Origin of the sequence: Megasphaera sp. UBA4233, from assembly GCF_002395615.1 — a bacterium.
Lineage (GTDB): Bacteria > Bacillota > Negativicutes > Veillonellales > Megasphaeraceae > Megasphaera > Megasphaera hexanoica.
This window is the reverse complement of sequence record NZ_DGXL01000026.1, coordinates 65002-83862: the sequence shown is the minus strand read 5'-3', so window position 1 is coordinate 83862 and position 18861 is coordinate 65002. Positions and strand designations below refer to the sequence as shown.

Here is an 18861-nt window from a genome sequence, read left to right as displayed (position 1 = left end):
ATAGATTCTATAATTTTAAAAGACTTTGACTTATAGATAAATCCATTATAAGATAGGCATGTACAGGAAACAAGAAATAAAAATTAGTGTGGTTATGTTCAATATAATGAGGTGAATGTCATGAATTTTGATGAAGCTGCAATGAAGGTACGCCGTGGCAAAAAGGGCATTATTGAAACGATGCCCCGTGCCGTTTTGAAAACCCGCAATGATCTGAGTACACTCTATACGCCGGGTGTAGCCCAGCCGTGCCGGGAAATTGTTAAGGATAAAGACCTTTCCTTTGATTTGACCTGCCGGGGCAATATGATTGCCGTCGTATCCGATGGCACCCGTGTCCTGGGCCTTGGCGATATCGGACCAGAAGCGGCCATGCCGGTCATGGAAGGAAAATCCGTCCTGTTCAAAGTATTCGGTGGTGTCAATGCCGTTCCTATCTGCCTGGATACGAAGGACCCAAAGAAATTTATTGAAACGGTCAAACTGCTTCAGCCCTCCTTTGCCGGTATCAACCTGGAAGATATTGCTTCACCGAAATGCTATGAAATTGAAAATACATTGAAAAAAGAAATGGACATCCCCGTATTCCATGACGACCAGCACGGTACAGCCATTGCTGCCCTCTCCGGTGCCATCGGAGCTTTCCGCTGCGTCGGCAAAGATTTGAAGACGGCAAAAATCGTCATCAACGGTGCCGGTGCTGCCGGGGCTTCCATCGGCCGTCTCCTCGTCCGGGCCGGTGCTCAGAATGTGACTATGGTAGACCGCTGTGGCGCCCTCTATGAAGGTATGGACGGCCTCAATCCCGTACAGGCAGAACTAGCCGCCGTGACGAACCGGGATAAGGTACAGGGAACACTGGCAGATGTCGTAAAAGGGGCGGACATGCTCCTCGGCGTATCGGCTCCCCACATCTTTACGAAAGAAATCATCCAGTCCATGAATCACGATGCCATCGTCTTTGCCATGGCCAATCCTATTCCGGAAACGGATTATGATTCTGCCAAGGCAGCCGGTGCCCGTGTCGTCGGAACAGGCCGGTCTGATTCACCGAACCAGATCAATAACGTTCTCGTATTCCCCGGCATATTCCGCGGTGCCCTGGCCGTACGGGCACGGCATATCAATGAAGACATGAAAGTAGCTGCCGCCTATGCGATTGCCGGTCTTATCAGTGATGATGAACTTACTGATGAATATGTCATTCCCGATGCGTTTGACCAGCGCGTTGCCCCGGCTGTCGCAGCGGCTGTTGCCAAAGCTGCCATGGAAACCGGGTCGGCCCGTATCCAGCGTGATCCTGAAGATATCCGCCATGAAGCGGCTGAACAGATTGCCACATTGCATGATATGATTGACAAACTGCACGGCTAAGGCATATCTTATATATTCCTGCATAAAAAATAATAGTACTGTATAAAAAGAGTTATCGTTTCCGTCTTTGCCTGACAATAGGCATGCTCAGAGACCGGGTTAGTTTGCGATAACTCTTTTTTATGCAAATATTTTGTATAAACCATTTACAATCGCCGTAATAATGTGTATAATATCAAAATCAACACAAATTTTTATTCATATGTGGAGGGATATATCATGAAATGGAAAACGATGATGACAGCTTGTCTGGCAGGCATCCTGGCCGTATCGGTACTGGCAGGATGTGGCAGCGAAAAGAAAGAAGATGCGAAGAAACCGCTCCGCGTTGCGACGAATGCTACCTTTGTTCCCTTTGAGTTCAAAGAAAACGATGAATCCAAGGAATATCAGGGCTTTGAAATGGATCTGCTCCGGGCTGTTGCCAAAGAAATGGGCAGAGACGTAGAAATCAATAATATTGCTTTTTCCGGCATTATCCCCATCCTGCAGCAGGGAGATATGGATATTGCTGCTGCCGGTATGACCGTGACAAAAGAACGGGCCCAGAAAGTCAATTTCTCTGCTCCCTTCTATGAATCTAAATTAGTCATCCTGACGCCTAATGAAAGCGGCATTGATTCAGCAGACGCCATTGCAGGTAAACAGGTTGCCGTCCAGATTGGCACGACTGGTGCCCAGTATGCAGAAAATCAGGGATATACGGTCAAACAGTTTGACAATAATTCCGATGTCATCATGGAACTTCAGGTAGGCGGATCGCCGGCGGCTATCCTCGATAAACCCGTCGCCGATTATTTCCTCACCCAGGACGGAAAAGGCAAATTCAAAGTCATCGAAATTCCGAATACAAAATCGGAATACCTGGCCTTTGCCTTTAATAAAAAGGATACTGAATTGATGAAAAAGGTCAACGATGCCATGGCAAAATTGAAAGAAAAAGGCGAATTCCAGAAATTGTATAAAAAATGGTTTAATACCGATATGCCGGATTTGCCGAAATCGGGAGACGATGCTTTGAAATAAGATGCAGATATAGCAGGGACCTGACACATGAATCTATCCAGCTTCATGTGTCAGGCCCTTTTTGTATGGTGGTATGGGGTAAACTATTTTTTTACTTCTGGTGTCCGGATAGGCCTTTTGTCAATCAGCCACACCAGGAAAAAGGTAATCAGGCAGATGAGCCATTCAAAATAAATGACGTGAGGCAGGAATCGTATCTGCGGGCACAGCTGCCACAGGAATAATCCGATGATACCTACCAGAGTAGTGGCAAAAGCCGTATTTTTCCGGCACAGAGACGGACAGAACATAGTAGCCAGGAAAACCAGTGTAAAGGCCGTTGTGAGAGACAAACCGATGAGCATGACTTTGACGATGCCGACGGCATTGAAGGCCAGCCAGAGTGTTCCAGCCCCGATAATCAGGATGATGAGGCGGTTGGCCCGGACATATCCTTTTTCAGAGATAGACGGATTGAAAAAACGTTTGTAAATATCCTGGGCTACGAGAGTACCGGCCCCGAGCAGGATGGTACAGGCTGTTGATACATCGGCAGCCCAGAGTGCAGCCAGGGTCATTCCGGAAGAAAACGGGTCCAGACTCATGATAATCTGTGGCAGAGCCATGGTTGGATTCAGACCCGGAAACTGGGCTTTGGCAGCCAGACCCAGGATGGCAGACAGGAAGCCGACAGGAAAAATGAGCAGGCCGCCCAGGATAAATCCTTTACGGGCCGCTGTGGCATTTTTAGCGCCACAGGCAATCTGGACCGGCCCCTGGGCAGTAATGGCCTGGGTAGTCATGACAATGATCCAGCCCAGGAGTACGGCCAGAGACAGTCCGCCAAAAGGACTGAACCAGTCAAAATCAGAAGGGGGAAGTGCGGCATTGATACCGGATATGCCGCCATCCCGCAATAGGATACGTATCATGGAATAAACGATGCCGGCATAGATAATAGCGACACTGAGCACATTGGAAAGGCCGCTCGACCATAGACCACCGATGGCAGTGATGCCGATGAAGACGATGGCACTAGTAATCATCCCGCCATGAAGAGAAAAGATATCTGGCATGAGCGCGTGCAGTATAGATCCGCCGGCGACATACTGGAGAGATGTAATGCATATCATGATCAGAGACAGGCCGATGACACTGATGACACGGGCTTTTTTATCATAACACCGTTCGAAGAGTTCCGGGATGGTCGTGCAGTCCAGTGAACGGTATCTGCCGGCAGCGACGATCCCCATAATGATGGCACCGATGGACCAGGCTCCATTATACCAGCCGGCTGACAACCCGATCTTTGTGGCACTTTCGGCGACACCTACCGTGGAAGCAGCTCCGACGGCCATACCGGTGATACTGACAGCGACGAGCCCTGCAGAAAACTTGCGGCCGGCAAACAGGTATTCTGTTGGATTCTGTCCGGCCCGGCGTTTTACATACAAAGAAATACCAAATAATAGCAGGATGTACAAAATAACGATACTGAGCTGAATTGACATGAAAAACTCCCCTCTTTCCTGCCGGGCAGTACGGTTTCCCCCTGTAGCTGCCGGCATTGATATATGGATTCATTGTATGGGAAAATGAATAAAAAATCAATTCATTCAGGTGAAAGAGTTTGTTATACCTGCTTTGCGTATTTAAAGGCATCTGCCTGCAGAAACTCATAGGTAATATAAAACAGGTCCCTCCTATGACAACAGGATAGTCATGGGAGGGACCCGTTTATGATGTGATGGACATAGCCGGTTAATTATCTGAATCTTCCCGTTCCAGGCCGATTTCTTTATCTTTCATGAAATATACTTTGATGAAGACGACGATGATCATGATGATGCCGATCTGTCCCAGAAGTGGATACAGGAAGCCAATCAGTTTGCCGAAACCAATCTGTGCACCGAAAAATGCGACGATGCCCAGAATGACGGAGACGGCCATTTTGGCGGTTTTATTGGGAAGCCATTGTTCCAGTTTGTTGATGACGACCCAGAACATAGGAGCGCCGGTACTGTAAATACCCATAAGAAGGATAATCGAAAAGACGGCTGCCAGCGCCGGAGCGAACTGCTGGGCCAGGAACAGATTAGGAACCTGCAGCTTGGCGACCTGTTCCGGGAAGCAGAGCATGGCAGCCGTCATGAGGCCGCCGGCCAACATGAGGGCGACGCCGCCTATGAAGCCGCCGAGAAATGCCTCTTTGCGGTTATTAGCCTTGCCGCCCAGCCCGGTCAGGAACGGGATAGAGCCAAATACCATGCAGGATGCATAAAGGACGCCACTGAACCAGGCGGAATCCAGGAAGGCGTACTTGGCGAACCACCAGGATTTAGTGGCACGCAGGTCATACAGGACTTCCCAGTTCTGTGCCCAGCCGCCATGGAAGCTGATGAGCGTCATGAGGCCGATGCCCAGTGTAAAGACGATGATGACAGGACCGATGGCACCGATGATATCGGCCAGCTTCATCAGTCCCAGCATGACCGTAAGGACGCAGAGAGCGGCCATGAAGACACGGCCGGCATCGGCAGGAATGCCTACGAATTCAGAAGCAATGGCTCCTGTTCCGGCAATCATGATAGAGACGACTGAAAACAGGAACAGGACAGTCACCCATTCTAAGATGGTTCCTACATATTTTCCACAATAATAACGAAAAGCCTGGGTGTGATATTTTAATTTTAAATCATAGCCCTTTTGCATCAGTGCGCCACCAAAAAATGCAAATATGAGCATACTGATGGCTGCGCCAATGAAACCGTCCGGTCCGTACGCGCCAAAGAACTGCAGGACTTCCTGTCCTGTAGCATAGCCAGAACCTATCATAAAAGCGCAATAGGCACCGGCAAAAATAATAATGTTTTTCAAACTTGTCTTGCCTGTCTTATTGATATCCAATGTTTTTTCCCCCAGTTTTATTTAAATTTGGACAGGACCCGGCCATAGGTATCCCCCACCCTATGCCTGGAGCTCGCTTTCTATAGCGGCAATACGTGTAAGCAGCGGTTTTACATCATCGGGGACGCGCAGACGGACGTGGCGTTTTCCGATTCCTTCAAAATCGACACCATATTCGACGCGGATGCCATGTTTCCAGAATATGGCGCCCAAGTCCGTATCGGCATCTGTGTAATACAGTCCGATAGGCACATCGGGGCGTGTTTTTGAAACATGCAGGACGTGCAGACTATCTATGAGGGCTTTTTTATTGTTTGCAATGGTTTCTCTGGACATTTTCAAAAAGCCCGGATCTTGAAGCACAATGGGAATCAGTTTGTCTGCTGGTGTCGTGATGGTCATTTCGCCGGGATCTTTAGCCAGGACCGGGACCATTGCCTTAGGCAGGACTATGTAACCGGCACGGAGTGCACCCAGTCCGAATCCTTTGGAAAAGGTACGGGCGATGACCAGATTGTCATAGTCGTTGATGAGCGAAACGGCCGATTCTTCTTTTTCAAGAAAATCGCCGTAGGCTTCGTCGATGACGACGACAATTTCTTTTTCTCGTGCAGCGTCGAGAATACGGCGGATGTCAGCCAGCGGTAGTGCCTGCCCTGTCGGATTATTGGGATTGTCGATATAAGCCAGCCGCTGACCTGGTTTCAGTGCCGCAATATAGCGGTCTGTGTCAAAGGCGAATTTCTCTTCTTCTTTCAGCGGGACGGATACGATGGCTGCTCCGCAAGAGCGGGCATTGGACGTATACGACGAGAAACACGGCATCGGTGCTACAACAGTCGTCCCTTCTTCCAGAAAGATACTGTTGATGCGGCACAAGGCACTCATAGATCCGCTTTGCATGGATATCTGGGATATGTCCAGATCGGCGATATCTGAAAAATACTGGCAGATATGGCGGCGGGTTTCCGTAAAAGGATGGGCCGGATACGAATGAAGCAGATCGAACGTATCGGCATAGGCTTCTTTTGTCAGAGTCGGTGTAACACCGCAGGGATTGACTCCCAGTGAGCAATCGATGATATCCTTTTCCAGAGATGTGCCTTCATCTTTCAAATAACTGTATACGGTCACGTTTTCCAGAGCGTGACGGATATGGTAATGCATGGTATCACCTCCATAATATATTCAGCTGATACTTATACTGATAATGAGTACAAACAGCCTATAATAACCCTATTCTACCGTTATGGGACGGGTTTGTAAAGCGATTCTCAAGGCATTAGACAGGCCATCAGAATTAAAACGTTTTACTCGTGGGCGGTATAGCTGAGGTGCATCTGGCAGGTAATTTAGATGTTGATACAGAAAATTTGTTTCACGTGAAACAAATAAATTTTTTTATCTTCATAGTTTCTTCATACTTTCTACATGATTTCTCTATATGCATCGTGTATAGTATGGATATGTTCAAAAGGAGGAATAATATATGACTATGGTAATGACTCACTACATGGAGCTGTTGTCTCTGCACCAGCCCTGGTTTTTAATTTTATTTATGCTCGTACCGATGGTACTGGCAGAAACGATTCTCGCTTCCGGCGCTTTTTCTCTGTTGTACAAAGACGGACGCAGTGCCAAGTGGGATTCTCTCAGTCATGTTTGTGGATTGGTCCTTGGTATTTTCTTTATCTGTGCATCTGTTTACATCGTGGCCTGCTATGTCCCCACGATTGAATGGAGAGGCCCGATTGATTACATTTCTATCTGGTCTTATGTACTGGCCATTATTCCGGCCGTATTGATTCTGCTCCAGGAATTGGGAATTATCTATAAAAAGCTGGATAACACCATGAAAATCAAACGTCATATTGTGCTCATGATACTCTTTGTCTTATTCACTCACCTGGCTATGGTATTCGGCATGGCCGATCCCCAGCTGGCAGGATATCAGCCGCCTATGAATACGATGAACATGCAACAGGGCAGTATGGATCACGGCCAGATGACCAATCAGGATACTATGCAGCAGGGCCAGATGAATCATGATAATATGAATCAAAGCAATATGAATCATAATCAGATGGATCATAGCCAGATGAACCATGAACAAATGCACGACCAGATGAACAATAACAAATAGAAGTCAATGATGTTTCCTAAAAGCTTCCTCGTACAATCGTTGTGTGGGGAGGCTTTTTTGTATACCGATTGATACGACTTGGTATGGAACAGTTCTCCCGCGTAGAATTTTGATGTACAATACATATTGGATATAGATTTTTTGGAGGTGGTATTGTGCTCCCCTACTCTATTCTCATTGCTGATGATGATGAAAAATTACTTACCGTGCTCCGTTCTTATTTTGAACAGGATCAATGTCTGGTGTATACGGCCCAGACAGGCCGGCAGGCGCTGGATATACTCAAACGATATGAGCCTCAGCTCCTGGTTCTCGATGTGATGATGCCGGATATGGACGGTTTTGAAGTCTGCCGGCATGTACGCCAGACTAATGATATTCCCATTATTTTCCTGACAGCCAGAGACGATGAAACAGATCGTCTTGTGGGGCTGAACATTGGAGCCGATGACTACGTGACCAAACCGTTTAACGTTAAAGAACTGATGGCCCGTGCCCATGCCATGCTTCGTAGAGCGCGGGGAGAAGTCATACAGCAGTCGTCACAGCTTATACGGGGGGATTTGGTCATTGATAAAGAAAAATTCACCGTCACCCGCAACGGAGAGGCTGTTTCGCTTACTCCGACAGAATTTAATCTGCTGGAAGTGATGGCCTCTTCTCCCGGTCGTGTTTTTAGCCGCATGCAGCTCATGGAGCGGGCACAGGGCGGATACAGTTTTGAAGGGTATGAACGGACTATTGATACGCACATCCGGAATCTGCGGAAAAAACTGGAGCGTGACGCGGCCCATCCTGAATACATACTTACCGTCTACGGGATTGGCTATAAATTTGGAGGGACTGCTCATGACTAACTATTATAGTCTTGTCTTCCGGCTGACAGGCATTATCTTTTTTCTTTTTATTATGACTATCGGCATCCTTCTGTTTTTAGTCAATTATCAGATGGATGCGCACTTCTCTCATTATCTTTATAATCACTCCATGGAAATGGGCATAACTTCCCATGGGATGGCAGAAGAAATATATGTTTCTTCTGTTCACCGGTCTCTTTTATGGGTTGGTGCCGTCATGACTCTTCTCAGTGTATTTATCAGCTGGATTGTCATCCGCTGGTCTATTCAGCCCCTGCAGGATCTGACAGAAGCCGTCCGTCATGTTGAGGCTGGTTCCTTCGGGGAAACCGTGCTCGTTGACCGACAGGATGAAGTGGGATTACTGGCCCAGTCTTTTAATGCTATGTCAAAAAAGTTACAATACAATGACACGATGCGTCGCCATCTCTTTGCCAGTATAGCCCATGAACTCCGGACACCTCTTGCCATTATCCAGGGAAATCTGGAGGGCATGATCGATAATGTCATTCCGGCAGACAAGAAAACATTTTTGTCTCTGGAAGACGAAGTTCTCCGCGTAAGCCGGCTCGTTCAGGATCTGCGGGATTTGTCCCTGGCAGAAATCAATGAATTACAACTTCATTGCCATCCTTTGCAGATAAATGACCTTCTTCAACAGGCGGCCAGTATGCTGGAACCGCTTTTTGAGGAAAAACAATTACAGGTCCGCCTTTCTACAGATGATGAGGTACCGCTCCTTTCACTGGATAAAGACCGGATGAATCAGGTTATTTATAATCTTTTAAATAATGCTATCCGCTATGTACCTTGCGGAGGGGCTGTTTTCATTCAATCGCGGCTGCGGCGGCTAAAAAACGGCCAGCGCGTCGAAATCTGTATTGCTGATTCCGGACCGGGTATCAGTCATCAGGACGTACCTCATATTTTTGAGTATTTCTATCGGGCAGAGAAATCACGAAACCGTAAGAGTGGAGGTTCCGGTATTGGCCTGGCTCTGGCGCGGCAATATGTCATCAATCAGGGTGGATATATACGCGTCCACAGTAAAGAGGGAAAAGGCACGATCTTTACAATCTGCTTCCCCATTTTATAATGAAAAGGATGCTGTACCATGTTTCACGTGAAACATAGTACAGCATCCTTTTTTTATGATACAATAGGAATAACAGAAATGAGCGGATTGAAAGAAAGGAGTTCGTATATGCTGAATATTAATCTGACCTTTGTGTACTGGTATTTATTTTTACTGAATATCCTTACCTTTGCCTTGTTTGGATTGGAAAAACGATTTCAGGACGGCGGATCTTCCCGTATACCGGAATGGGTCCTGCTCCTGCTGGCTGTACTGGGAGGATCGATGGGAGCTTTCTTTGCTATTTATATTTTTACTTATAAAAAAGACCGGCCAAAATTTAAATACGGAATCCTTGCCCTGTATGCCATACAATTCGCAATCTGTGTCCGGCTGGGCATATTCTGATTTGCCGGTCCTGCATTAGAGGGTAATACACAACGGACCTGCCGTGAAATACCTGGGGTATTTTTTCGGCAGGTCCGTTTGTCTTTTCTATGGGAATTTCCGTACTAGTTCACCCATACACGACAGAATCCGGTGGTGTCTATCAGGCAGTTACCAGTTTATAACCGGCATCGGCAATGACTTTGGCAAATTCTTCTGTAGAGATGTCACGGGTGGCTTCTACGTCGGCTTTGCCGCCATCGAGATCAACCGATACGGCGGTTACGCCATTCATAGCGGATAATGCTTCCTGGACGTGTTTCTGGCAATGCTGGCACATCATGCCTTCAATTTTTAATGTGGTTTTCATAGTGGAATCCTCTTCTTTCTCTGAAAGTAATGTATATCCTGCAGCCGTAATGACTTTTTTAAAGTCATCGGCCGGGATGGCAGATGAACTGGTGACAGTGGCACCTTTGCTGTCCAGATCGACGTGAACCGTTGCAACGCCGGGCATTGCTTCTAGTTCTTTGGTGACCGTGCGGACGCAGTGCTGGCACATCATTCCGTCGATAGTCAGTTTATATTGATGCGCTGCAACAGGTACTGTCTGATCGGTTTCTTCCATGATTTCAGTGGCCGTTGACGGCTGTATTGTAAGTGCATCGGTTGTGGCTGACGAAGCGGTATGGGTGGATTCTGATTGCCTTGTTTCACGTGAAACATGGTGAGTCTGGTGATCTGGTTTAAAGAAGCGCAGGCGCAGGGCATTCATGCAGACACTGAAGCTGGAAAGACTCATGGCCGCTGCACCGATCATCGGATTGAGACGGATGCCAAAGGCCGGATATAGGACCCCTGCTGCCAGGGGAATGCAGATGGCATTGTAGAAGAATGCCCAGAACAGATTTTCTTTGATATTGCGTATGACAGCTTTGCTGAGGCGGACGGCGCTTACGGCGTCGAGGAGATCATTGCGCATGAGTACGGCATCGGCGCTTTCAATCGCTACATCCGTGCCAGCCCCTATGGCAATCCCTAAATCTGCTTTGGCCAGTGCCGGAGCATCGTTGATACCATCGCCAATCATAGCGACCTTATGGCCTTGTGCCTGGAGAGCTGCAATATGGCGTTCTTTATCTTGTGGCAGGACGCCGGCGATTACCTGAGGAATATGGAGCCGCTTGCGGATGGCTTCAGCTGTGCGCTGATTATCCCCGGTCAGCATGACCACGTCGATTCCCATTTTGCCAAAGAGCGAAATCGCCTGGGCGCTGCTTTCTTTTTCCATATCGGCGGCAGCGATGATGCCGATGACTTCTGTACTGTCGGCAAAGATGAGCGGTGTCTTCCCAGCGTCTGCCAGTCCATCCAGCCGTTGTCGGATTTCTTCTGTGGCAATACCCTTTTCTTCCATGAGACGGGTATTGCCAGCATAGTAAGTCTGGCCATTCCATATAGCTTCAATACCACGCCCGAAAAGGGCTTTAAAGTTTGTTACCGCTTCGGGAACGGCATGATGGTCCTGGGCATAATTCATAATAGCTTCTGCCAGGGGATGTTCACTCCCCTGCTCCAGGCTGACTGCCAGCGTAAGCAGTTGGTCTTCTGTTCCCTTGCGGACCCAGATGTCAGTTACGCGGGGGCGGCCTTCCGTAATGGTACCGGTTTTATCCATGACGACTGTATCGATGGTATGGGCCGTTTCCAATGCTTCTCCTGATTTGATGAGGATACCATTTTCGGCTCCTTTACCAGTACCTACCATGATGGCGACCGGTGTTGCCAGTCCCAGTGCGCAGGGGCAGGAAATGACGAGAACAGAAATGGCCGTAGAAAAGGCAAATTCTGCAGTGGCACCGAGCAGGAAGTACCAGACCAGCCCTGTGATAACGGCGATGGTCATGACGACAGGAACGAAAATCCCGGAAATTTTATCAGCCATTTTGGCAATAGGCGCCTTACTGGCACTGGCTTCGTCAACCAGCTTGATAATCTGGCTGATTGTCGTATCCGCTCCGACACGACTGGCCCTGACGTGAATAAAACCTGTTTTATTGATCGTAGCAGAGGTGACGGAATCGCCTTTTTGTTTTTCTACAGGGATACTTTCGCCGGTGATGGCGGCTTCATCGATACTGGTCGATCCTTCAGAAATGATGCCGTCTGCAGGGATGCTTTCTCCCGGGCGGATGACCATTTCATCACCTACGGCGAGTTGTTCTACGGGAATGACCTCTTCTTTGCCATTGCGGAGCACCGTGGCCTGCTTGGGAGCCAGATCCATCAGTTTTTCAATGGCCGTACTGGTTTTTCCCTTGGCGCGGGCTTCCAGGTACTTGCCGATATCGATGAGGGTAACGATCATACCGGCTGATTCAAAATAGAGATTTGTGCTGTACTGGGAAACGAGAGCCCAGTCGCCGTGGCCCATGCCCCAGCTCATGCGGAAAATGGCAAAGACACCATATACGGCGGCTGCCATAGAACCCATGCCCACGAGGGTATCCATATTCGGTGCGCCCTGGAACAGGGTCCGGAAGCCGTTGATATAATACTTTCTGTTGAGATACATGATGGGCAGTATAAGCAGAAATTGGGTAAAAGCAAAGGTGATGGCGTTTTCATCGCCATGGAATATTGCCTGGAACGATTCCGGAACGGGGATGCCGAACCATTCCAGCAGCATATGGTGCATGGCGATATACATGACGGGAATCAGGAACAGGATAGACCCGATCAATCGCTTTTTCATGGCTGCCATATCTTTTTTTGCCAAATCAGAAGGACTGGGCTCTGGAGCCGCAGCTGTTTTTTTATTTCCTCCGGAAAGAGTTGCCCCGTATCCGGCATCTATGACGGCCTGGATGATATCCTGGCTGGATAGCGTCCCTTCATCATATTCGACCTGCATACTATTAGTCAGTAAATTGACACTGGCTTTTTTCATGCCTGCCAGTTTGGAAACGGCTTTTTCGACCCGGCTGGAGCAGGCCGAGCAGCTCATACCGGTAATGGCATATTTCTCATGTTTCATCTCATATCACCTACTTCATTAATTTTTGCAGCATACAGACGAGTTCATCGACGACCTCATCCTTTCCTTCACGGATATCGTGAACGACACAGCTTTTAATATGCTGGGCCAGCAATTCTTTATTAAATGAATTGAGAGCCGATTGGATAGCGCTGACCTGCATCAGGATATCGACGCAGTAACGGTCATTTTCTACCATATTGCGGACACCGCGTACCTGGCCTTCAATCCGGTTGAGGCGTGAAATAAGGCATTTATATTCCTTACTGGTTTTATCACGGTATTTATGCTTGGGACCGGTACAGCAGCACGTTTTGGCCGGATGGTCTGTCAATCCTGTCTCTTGTTTTTTCTCTTCCATCGTATTCTCCTCCTATATACCCCTATCGGGTATCTGTGAGTATAATATACCCGCAAGGGGTATATGTCAAGAGAAAACAAGAATTTATTTCAAAAAGATGAAATATGGATTAAAAAAATACAACTAAATGATTTAAATATAGAAAAACGCCGTAAACGTCGCTGTAACGGGCAAAACGTGATTTTATGATATATAATATAAAAAGAAAAATAAAAACGCCTTAAAAGGCGTTTTTATCGACCATCCGTGACAAGCTAAAAAGGACCATACATGACGGTTTCCACCGTCGTGTATGGTCCTTTACCCGTATACTAATTATTTGAGGAGTTTAGCAACTTCCTGGGTTTCGTCAGTCGCTTTGTCAGCACCGGCAATGATGGCGCCCTGGGCTACGATGCAGTCCAGGTTCTTATCCTTGCGGACCTGTTCGACTTTATTGACGACATCTTTTTCAATAGGAACGATGAGGCTGTTTTCCAGCTTGCTCAGGTTCTGGGCGAGCTGACGGCCTAATTCCTGTTTTTCCTGATCTGTTTTCAGAGTCGGAGCTTTTTTGGCAAATTCCTGATTGGCGTTTTTGATAGCAGACTGCATCTGGGCGCTTACTTTCGGGAAATCTTTATGAGCCTGGACGAGGGTATCAAAATTGACATAGCCAACGCCGGCAGCAAAAGCGGAAGAAGCAGCGACGACGCTCATCATCCCTACTACGGCGAGGGAAGCCAGTTGTTTTCTTAATTTCATTATATGATCCTCCTGTATATTAAAATAATAGGGTTACTGTCTGTTTAGATATTATATCAGAATAGAACGGAAAGTACAACGGTTGTGACCATACTGTGATTATAATTGACAAAATGTTTAAAGTTTTGCATCGGATTGGACCGGTTCAGCTGCGGCTGTAGTTTCATCTTCATCTTTAATGTAGATGTATTTATCCTTTTTCAGCTTGTCGATAATTTCCGGAGCCATGGTCAGCAGCTTTTCAAAGGCCGATGCCTGATATCCGCCTTTTTTGATAGAAAACATTTCGACCCGGTCACCTTTGATGACCAGGACAGCTGTCGGTTCCATTTTGGCACCGCCGCCACCACCGCCGCTCTGACGGCCTGTTTCTTCTTTGCCGTTCACGCCTCCTGTACCAAAACCAAAGGTGATGTCTACAAAAGGAACGAGAATCGTATCGCCGATGTGTACAGCCTGGCCGACGACCGTTTCAACTTTAATCATGTTCTGGAAATTTTCAAAGATTGTTTCTAAATTATTTTTTATATAATTTTTATCCATGAGCGAATTCCTTTCTGTGCTGACGTACGGCCCAAAGCAGCCGGCGGACTGGCGGGGAAACGATGAAGGAAAGGGCATACAGCACAATGACACCGGGATAGATGCGTCCTGCTATTTGTATGTGGCAGTCGTATATTTCATTCAGGAAATCGAATTGCAGATCCTGCGCAGCTTGTGGCAGGAGCATGTAGAGGAAACCGGACAGCATACCCGTCTGATGCGGCTGAGATAGGCCTAACGTCCCTGTCGTCTGCACGGTGCGGATGCGGCTGTGATGCAAAAGGCGCAGGAAGAAAGACAGGCATGATGAAAGAAAGTCTTCAGACCATACATAGTCTTTCCACCAGAATGTATCGGACGCGGCACAGACATCATCTGGTTCCGGGGAGTCTGCACCCTGCAGGGCATCCCGGATTGTGTTTTCAGACAGCGGGTCCTCTTCTTCTTTGTCTGGCTCTTCTGGGTCTTTTTTGTCAGGAACAATACCGGGTGGCTGTCCTCTACCGGATAGGGGTTCCTTATGCCAGCCTATATAGCAGAGTTTCGTTGGTTTTTGACCGAAAACGTAATCCCACTCGTAATACAATCCGTGATTCAGAAAGGAAAGGACCGTCCGGATGTGAAATGGGGATTGAATATCTGCACTCAGACTATACGTAAGCGGCAGGAAGAGAAAGAAGGAACACAGCATAGCGATAAAGGCCAGCAGACTCAACAGTATCAGCATGATATTCTCTCCTCTCCCGGCAGATGCCGCTATTCCTTGTCATACTTAGAATATTCGCCGCAATACGGATATTTCCTTTTTACGTCAGTCTTCTTCCGCTGTATCATGGAAAATACAATCTACATCAGTATCCCCGAAACAGCGGCTGCAGGAAATACAAGTTGCCGGTTCCGTATCACCGCGGCGCCATCTGTTTGGCAGATCCGGCTGGCGGAGGAGCGGGCGGCACATGGATATAAACGATACAGGCGCGGTATTGAGGAATTCTTCCATCTCAGCGGCACTTCTCCAGCCGCCGACGACACCGATATCGGTCTGGCCCTGCAGTTCTTTGGCTGCTTTTTCTGCATACGGGGCAAAGTACATGGGCTCTTTCGTGCGCCGGATTGCGCGGATCGGGCCTTTGCGGGGCAGGGAGGATGTATTGCCGCCACTGATTTCAATGGCCGAAATGCCGTCGTCAGCCAGCCAGTGCATGACCTGCAGGCTTTCTTCTGCGGTCATACCGCCTTCTTTCATGAAATCGGCGCAGTTCAATTTGACCCATACAGGAAAATCGCTGCCAGCGGTCTGTTTGATGGAAGCAATACACTGACGGAGGAAACGGGCACGGCCCATGAGGTCGCCACCGTATTCATCACTGCGCTGATTATAATAAGGAGTCAGGAATTTGCTGGCCAGATAGCCGTGGGCTCCATGGAACTGGACGCCGTCAAATCCGGCTTTGCGGGCACGCAGCGCCGCCTGTCCTACGTCTTCGACGAGACGCTGGATCTGCTCTTTTGTCAGCGCCTGGGATTCCTGCAGTGTCCGGCCGATTTTATCAGGGACACCGCTTGGACTTACGATAATACGGTCTTCTCCTTCGGGAACCATAATGGCCGAACCCATGATGACAATCTGGGCAATGATTTTTCCGCCTTTGGCGTGGACTGCCTGGGTGATGGCTGCCAGGGGGGCGATACAACTATCGTCATCGAGCAGTATCTGGTGATGCTGGTGCGGTTCCAGTCTGGAAGCAGCAATCATGCCGGTAATGATGATTCCCGTTCCCCCTTCTGCCAGTGTTTCATACATGTGGCAGAGCTTATCTGTCGGATGCCCTTCTGCATCAGCCATACCTTCAAACGTTGCAGAACGGACAATACGGCAGGCTGCATGGATGCCGCCTATGGTACACGCATCAAATAACATGAAAATCTCTCCTTATGTATTCTATAATAATCAATTATATGGAACAATTGTTGCCATATAATTATTCATTATAAACTAAAATAAGAAACGTGGCTAGACATATCCTGACCGGCTCTTTTGAAATATGTACGCTTTTTCGGTTAATATGATAGGAATTTTAATTAAATTCGTGTATAATATACACGTACGTTAGAAAACGGGAACTGGCATACCGTATCCTGTTTTCTTAATCTCTAATTCACGAAGGGATGTTGAAGCAATGGCAACAGCAATGGTATTAGGCACCCAGTGGGGTGATGAAGGTAAAGGTAAGATTGTTGATTATCTGGCACAGAAAGCCGATGTAGTTATCCGCTCCCAGGGCGGGAATAACGCCGGCCATACTGTCGTGGTAGATGACAAGGCCTTTGCGCTGCGCCTCCTGCCATCAGGGATCCTGTTCTCTGATAAGACGTGCATCATCGGCAGTGGCGTCGTAGTAAACCCGGAAGTCCTTCTCCAGGAACTGGATGGCATGAAAGAAAAAGGCGTCACAATCAGCAAACTGGAAATTTCCACGCGGGCTCATGTGATTATGCCATATCATATCCGCATCGATGAAGAAGATGAAAAACTCAAAGGGGATGCCAAGATCGGTACGACGAAAAATGGCATCGGTCCCTGTTATGCCGATAAAATCAATCGTGTCGGTATCCGTATTGGCGATTTGATGGATAAGGATATTTTTGCAAAAAAACTGCGGGTCAATCTGAAATTAAAGAACCGCCTGTTTGAAACCTATTATGGCTGCCAGGGTTTTGACTTCGACACGATATATCAGGAATACCTTGGGTATGCCGACCGCATCCGTCCCTATGTAAAAGATACAAACTATTCTGCCAACGTATATATTAATGAAGGCAGAAAGGTACTGTTTGAAGGTGCCCAGGCGACCATGCTCGACATCGATCATGGTACCTATCCGTTCTGCACCAGTTCCAACCCGACAGCCGGCGGTGCCTGCACCGGTTCCGGTGTCGGCCCGCGCCGCATGGAAAACATCGTAGGCGTCGTCAAAGCTTATACGACCCGTGTCGGTGCCGGTCCGTTCCCGGCGGAACAGAATAATGAAATTGGGGAATATCTGCGCAATACGGGCCATGAATTTGGCACTGTTACGGGCCGTCCGCGCCGTTGCGGCTGGCTGGATACGGCTGTCGTCAAATATGCGGCTATGCTGAACAGCCTGGATTATCTGGCTATTACCCGCCTGGATATCCTCGATGACCTTGACACGATAAAGATTTGCACTGGTTACCGGTACAATGGCCAGCTCCTGCCGGAATACCCGGCCAGTCTGGAAGTACTGGAACAGGTCGAACCGGTATATGAAGAAATGCCGGGCTGGAAGACAGATATTTCTGCCTGCAAGACCTATGATGAACTGCCGGAAGCAGCTCGTAAGTATGTAGAACGCATCAGTGAACTCGTCGGCGTACCCCTGGGTATTGTCTCGGTCGGTCCGAACCGCAGCCAGACGATTATCCTTCAGCCGATTTTCTAATGCTATTTTGGGTTTTCACCATAACGATATACGAAAAGCGGGCCCTGTTCACGGGGCCTGCTTTTCGTATATGAGCAGAAAAAAGAGATTGCCATTGAAGACAATCTCTTTCTGAGCTTTCCGTTATTAGTTTTCAGATGTATGATGTACCTAGAATCATTCATGGCAGTTGTGGGAGCAGCTGGCACAACCGGACGGGCTGCAGCCTCCTTCTCCCCCGACGTGGTTCATGCCGACGATAGCCGTGACGGCTTTACGCGGTACGAGCATATTGGTCGGCGTAACGGAAATGCCGATCTGGGCGGCCTGCAGGGCCTGTACCAGCGTGACTTCCTGTTTCTGGGGCGTGTCGCTGTGGCCCGGCGTGATGCGCCAGAGAATCTTGTAGCCTTCCGGTGCGCCGAGGGTGTCGATATAGCCGCATAACTGTCCTACCATCTGTTCTGTTGCGATAGAAATGGCGGAATCCATGAGGATGCCTTTGGTGAAGTCTTTCTGCATGAATAATTCATCACAGGCATCTTCTACTTCTTTCCCGAGAGTGACGGCCATGATGATGGCGACTTCCGTATTTTCCAGATAATTGCGGACCGTTTCCCCTTCGATGACAAATGGATCATTGCATAAAAAGGTGTGTGTATCTTTATCATAAAAGAACTGATAAAATACACTGACCGGCTGGGCCAGGCGGACGACGGTCTGGCAGACTTCTTCTGCCATTTCCGGCGTTGCATCGTCAACGGCGCGCTGTCCTGCCAGGGTGAGTACATTATTGGTATCGATGTGTTTCAGATTTCCTTTATAAACAGGCATAGGGTATCCTCTTTTCCCGGACTATCGGCGATAATCCTGACTTTTTGTTCCATTATAGCAAGTTTTTCTTATAGTGGCTAGTAAAAGTGTGGAAAGGCCGGAACGACCGTTCTGATGAGCATGAAATATTTGCTAAAATAATCGTAGCAAG

Annotated in this window: 17 protein-coding genes; 7 read left to right on the top strand and 10 right to left on the bottom strand. The window is 48.1% G+C overall.

Going from position 1 to position 18861, the window contains the following annotated elements; all coding sequences use genetic code 11:
• Positions 1–120: 120 nt before the first annotated feature.
• Together B2U90_RS09700 and B2U90_RS09695 are read left to right on the top strand one after the other, a co-directional pair.
• Entirely contained in the window at positions 121–1374 is a 1254-nt protein-coding gene (locus B2U90_RS09700; RefSeq protein WP_292017662.1) for an NAD(P)-dependent malic enzyme, read from the top strand.
• Positions 1375–1593: 219 nt separating this feature from the next.
• Positions 1594–2400, top strand: a complete 807-nt coding sequence (locus B2U90_RS09695) for a basic amino acid ABC transporter substrate-binding protein (RefSeq protein ID WP_059076243.1) — start codon at positions 1594–1596, stop codon at positions 2398–2400.
• An 83-nt stretch (positions 2401–2483) separates the two neighbouring features.
• Here the strand turns inward: B2U90_RS09695 and B2U90_RS09690 are convergent, their stop codons facing one another.
• From B2U90_RS09690 to B2U90_RS09680, 3 genes are all read right to left on the bottom strand, one after another.
• Positions 2484–3890 carry a sodium:solute symporter family protein gene (locus B2U90_RS09690; RefSeq protein WP_075581721.1) on the bottom strand — a complete coding sequence of 469 codons (1407 nt, stop codon included), beginning with the start codon at positions 3888–3890 and terminating at the stop codon, positions 2484–2486.
• 250 nt (positions 3891–4140) lie between these two features.
• Positions 4141–5286 carry a hypothetical protein gene (locus B2U90_RS09685; RefSeq protein WP_234995371.1) on the bottom strand — a complete coding sequence of 382 codons (1146 nt, stop codon included), beginning with the start codon at positions 5284–5286 and terminating at the stop codon, positions 4141–4143.
• 60 nt (positions 5287–5346) lie between these two features.
• The gene (locus B2U90_RS09680) at positions 5347–6453 is read right to left on the bottom strand and encodes a pyridoxal phosphate-dependent aminotransferase (RefSeq protein WP_059076245.1); all 1107 of its coding nucleotides are present in this window, start codon (positions 6451–6453) and stop codon (positions 5347–5349) included.
• Positions 6454–6775: 322 nt separating this feature from the next.
• Between B2U90_RS09680 and B2U90_RS09675 the strand changes: the two genes are divergently transcribed.
• The 4 genes from B2U90_RS09675 (at position 6776) to B2U90_RS09660 (ending at position 9769) form a co-directional block, all read left to right on the top strand.
• Positions 6776–7429 (top strand): DUF6803 family protein, encoded by a 654-nt coding sequence (locus B2U90_RS09675; RefSeq protein WP_292017661.1) that lies wholly within the window; start codon positions 6776–6778, stop codon positions 7427–7429.
• Positions 7430–7584: 155 nt separating this feature from the next.
• Positions 7585–8286 carry a response regulator transcription factor gene (locus B2U90_RS09670; protein WP_059076246.1) on the top strand — a complete coding sequence of 234 codons (702 nt, stop codon included), beginning with the start codon at positions 7585–7587 and terminating at the stop codon, positions 8284–8286.
• Positions 8279–9382 carry a sensor histidine kinase gene (locus B2U90_RS09665; RefSeq protein ID WP_059076247.1) on the top strand — a complete coding sequence of 368 codons (1104 nt, stop codon included), beginning with the start codon at positions 8279–8281 and terminating at the stop codon, positions 9380–9382. The genes B2U90_RS09670 and B2U90_RS09665 overlap by 8 nt, the downstream gene beginning before the upstream one ends.
• A gap of 108 nt (positions 9383–9490) precedes the next feature.
• Positions 9491–9769 (top strand): DUF1294 domain-containing protein, encoded by a 279-nt coding sequence (locus B2U90_RS09660; RefSeq protein WP_070807738.1) that lies wholly within the window; start codon positions 9491–9493, stop codon positions 9767–9769.
• Between the two features lie 142 nt (positions 9770–9911).
• Here B2U90_RS09660 and B2U90_RS09655 read toward each other — a convergent pair whose 3' ends face one another.
• The 6 genes from B2U90_RS09655 to B2U90_RS09630 all read right to left on the bottom strand — a co-directional run bounded on the left by B2U90_RS09655 (position 9912) and on the right by B2U90_RS09630 (position 16354).
• Positions 9912–12785 (bottom strand): heavy metal translocating P-type ATPase, encoded by a 2874-nt coding sequence (locus B2U90_RS09655; RefSeq protein WP_170087334.1) that lies wholly within the window; start codon positions 12783–12785, stop codon positions 9912–9914.
• A 10-nt stretch (positions 12786–12795) separates the two neighbouring features.
• The gene (locus B2U90_RS09650; RefSeq protein WP_059076250.1) at positions 12796–13146 is read right to left on the bottom strand and encodes a metal-sensing transcriptional repressor; all 351 of its coding nucleotides are present in this window, start codon (positions 13144–13146) and stop codon (positions 12796–12798) included.
• 315 nt (positions 13147–13461) lie between these two features.
• Positions 13462–13890, bottom strand: coding sequence for an OmpH family outer membrane protein (locus B2U90_RS09645; RefSeq protein ID WP_059076251.1), 429 nt, complete (start codon positions 13888–13890; stop codon positions 13462–13464).
• Positions 13891–14007: 117 nt separating this feature from the next.
• Positions 14008–14433: a GerW family sporulation protein gene (locus tag B2U90_RS09640; RefSeq protein WP_059076252.1), complete on the bottom strand. Its 426-nt coding sequence runs from the start codon at positions 14431–14433 to the stop codon at positions 14008–14010.
• A complete protein-coding gene (locus B2U90_RS09635; RefSeq protein ID WP_113855170.1) occupies positions 14426–15160 on the bottom strand; it encodes a hypothetical protein in 735 nt (244 codons plus the stop codon). Before B2U90_RS09635 ends, B2U90_RS09640 begins: the two co-directional genes overlap by 8 nt.
• Positions 15161–15244: 84 nt before the next feature.
• The gene (locus tag B2U90_RS09630; RefSeq protein WP_113855171.1) at positions 15245–16354 is read right to left on the bottom strand and encodes an NADH:flavin oxidoreductase; all 1110 of its coding nucleotides are present in this window, start codon (positions 16352–16354) and stop codon (positions 15245–15247) included.
• Positions 16355–16613: 259 nt separating this feature from the next.
• On the opposite strand from B2U90_RS09630, the gene B2U90_RS09625 reads away from it, so the two are divergent.
• Positions 16614–17897 carry an adenylosuccinate synthase gene (locus B2U90_RS09625; RefSeq protein WP_059076255.1) on the top strand — a complete coding sequence of 428 codons (1284 nt, stop codon included), beginning with the start codon at positions 16614–16616 and terminating at the stop codon, positions 17895–17897.
• Positions 17898–18053: 156 nt separating this feature from the next.
• Here B2U90_RS09625 and B2U90_RS09620 read toward each other — a convergent pair whose 3' ends face one another.
• The gene (locus B2U90_RS09620) at positions 18054–18710 is read right to left on the bottom strand and encodes a hypothetical protein (RefSeq protein ID WP_059076256.1); all 657 of its coding nucleotides are present in this window, start codon (positions 18708–18710) and stop codon (positions 18054–18056) included.
• Positions 18711–18861: the final 151 nt, after the last annotated feature.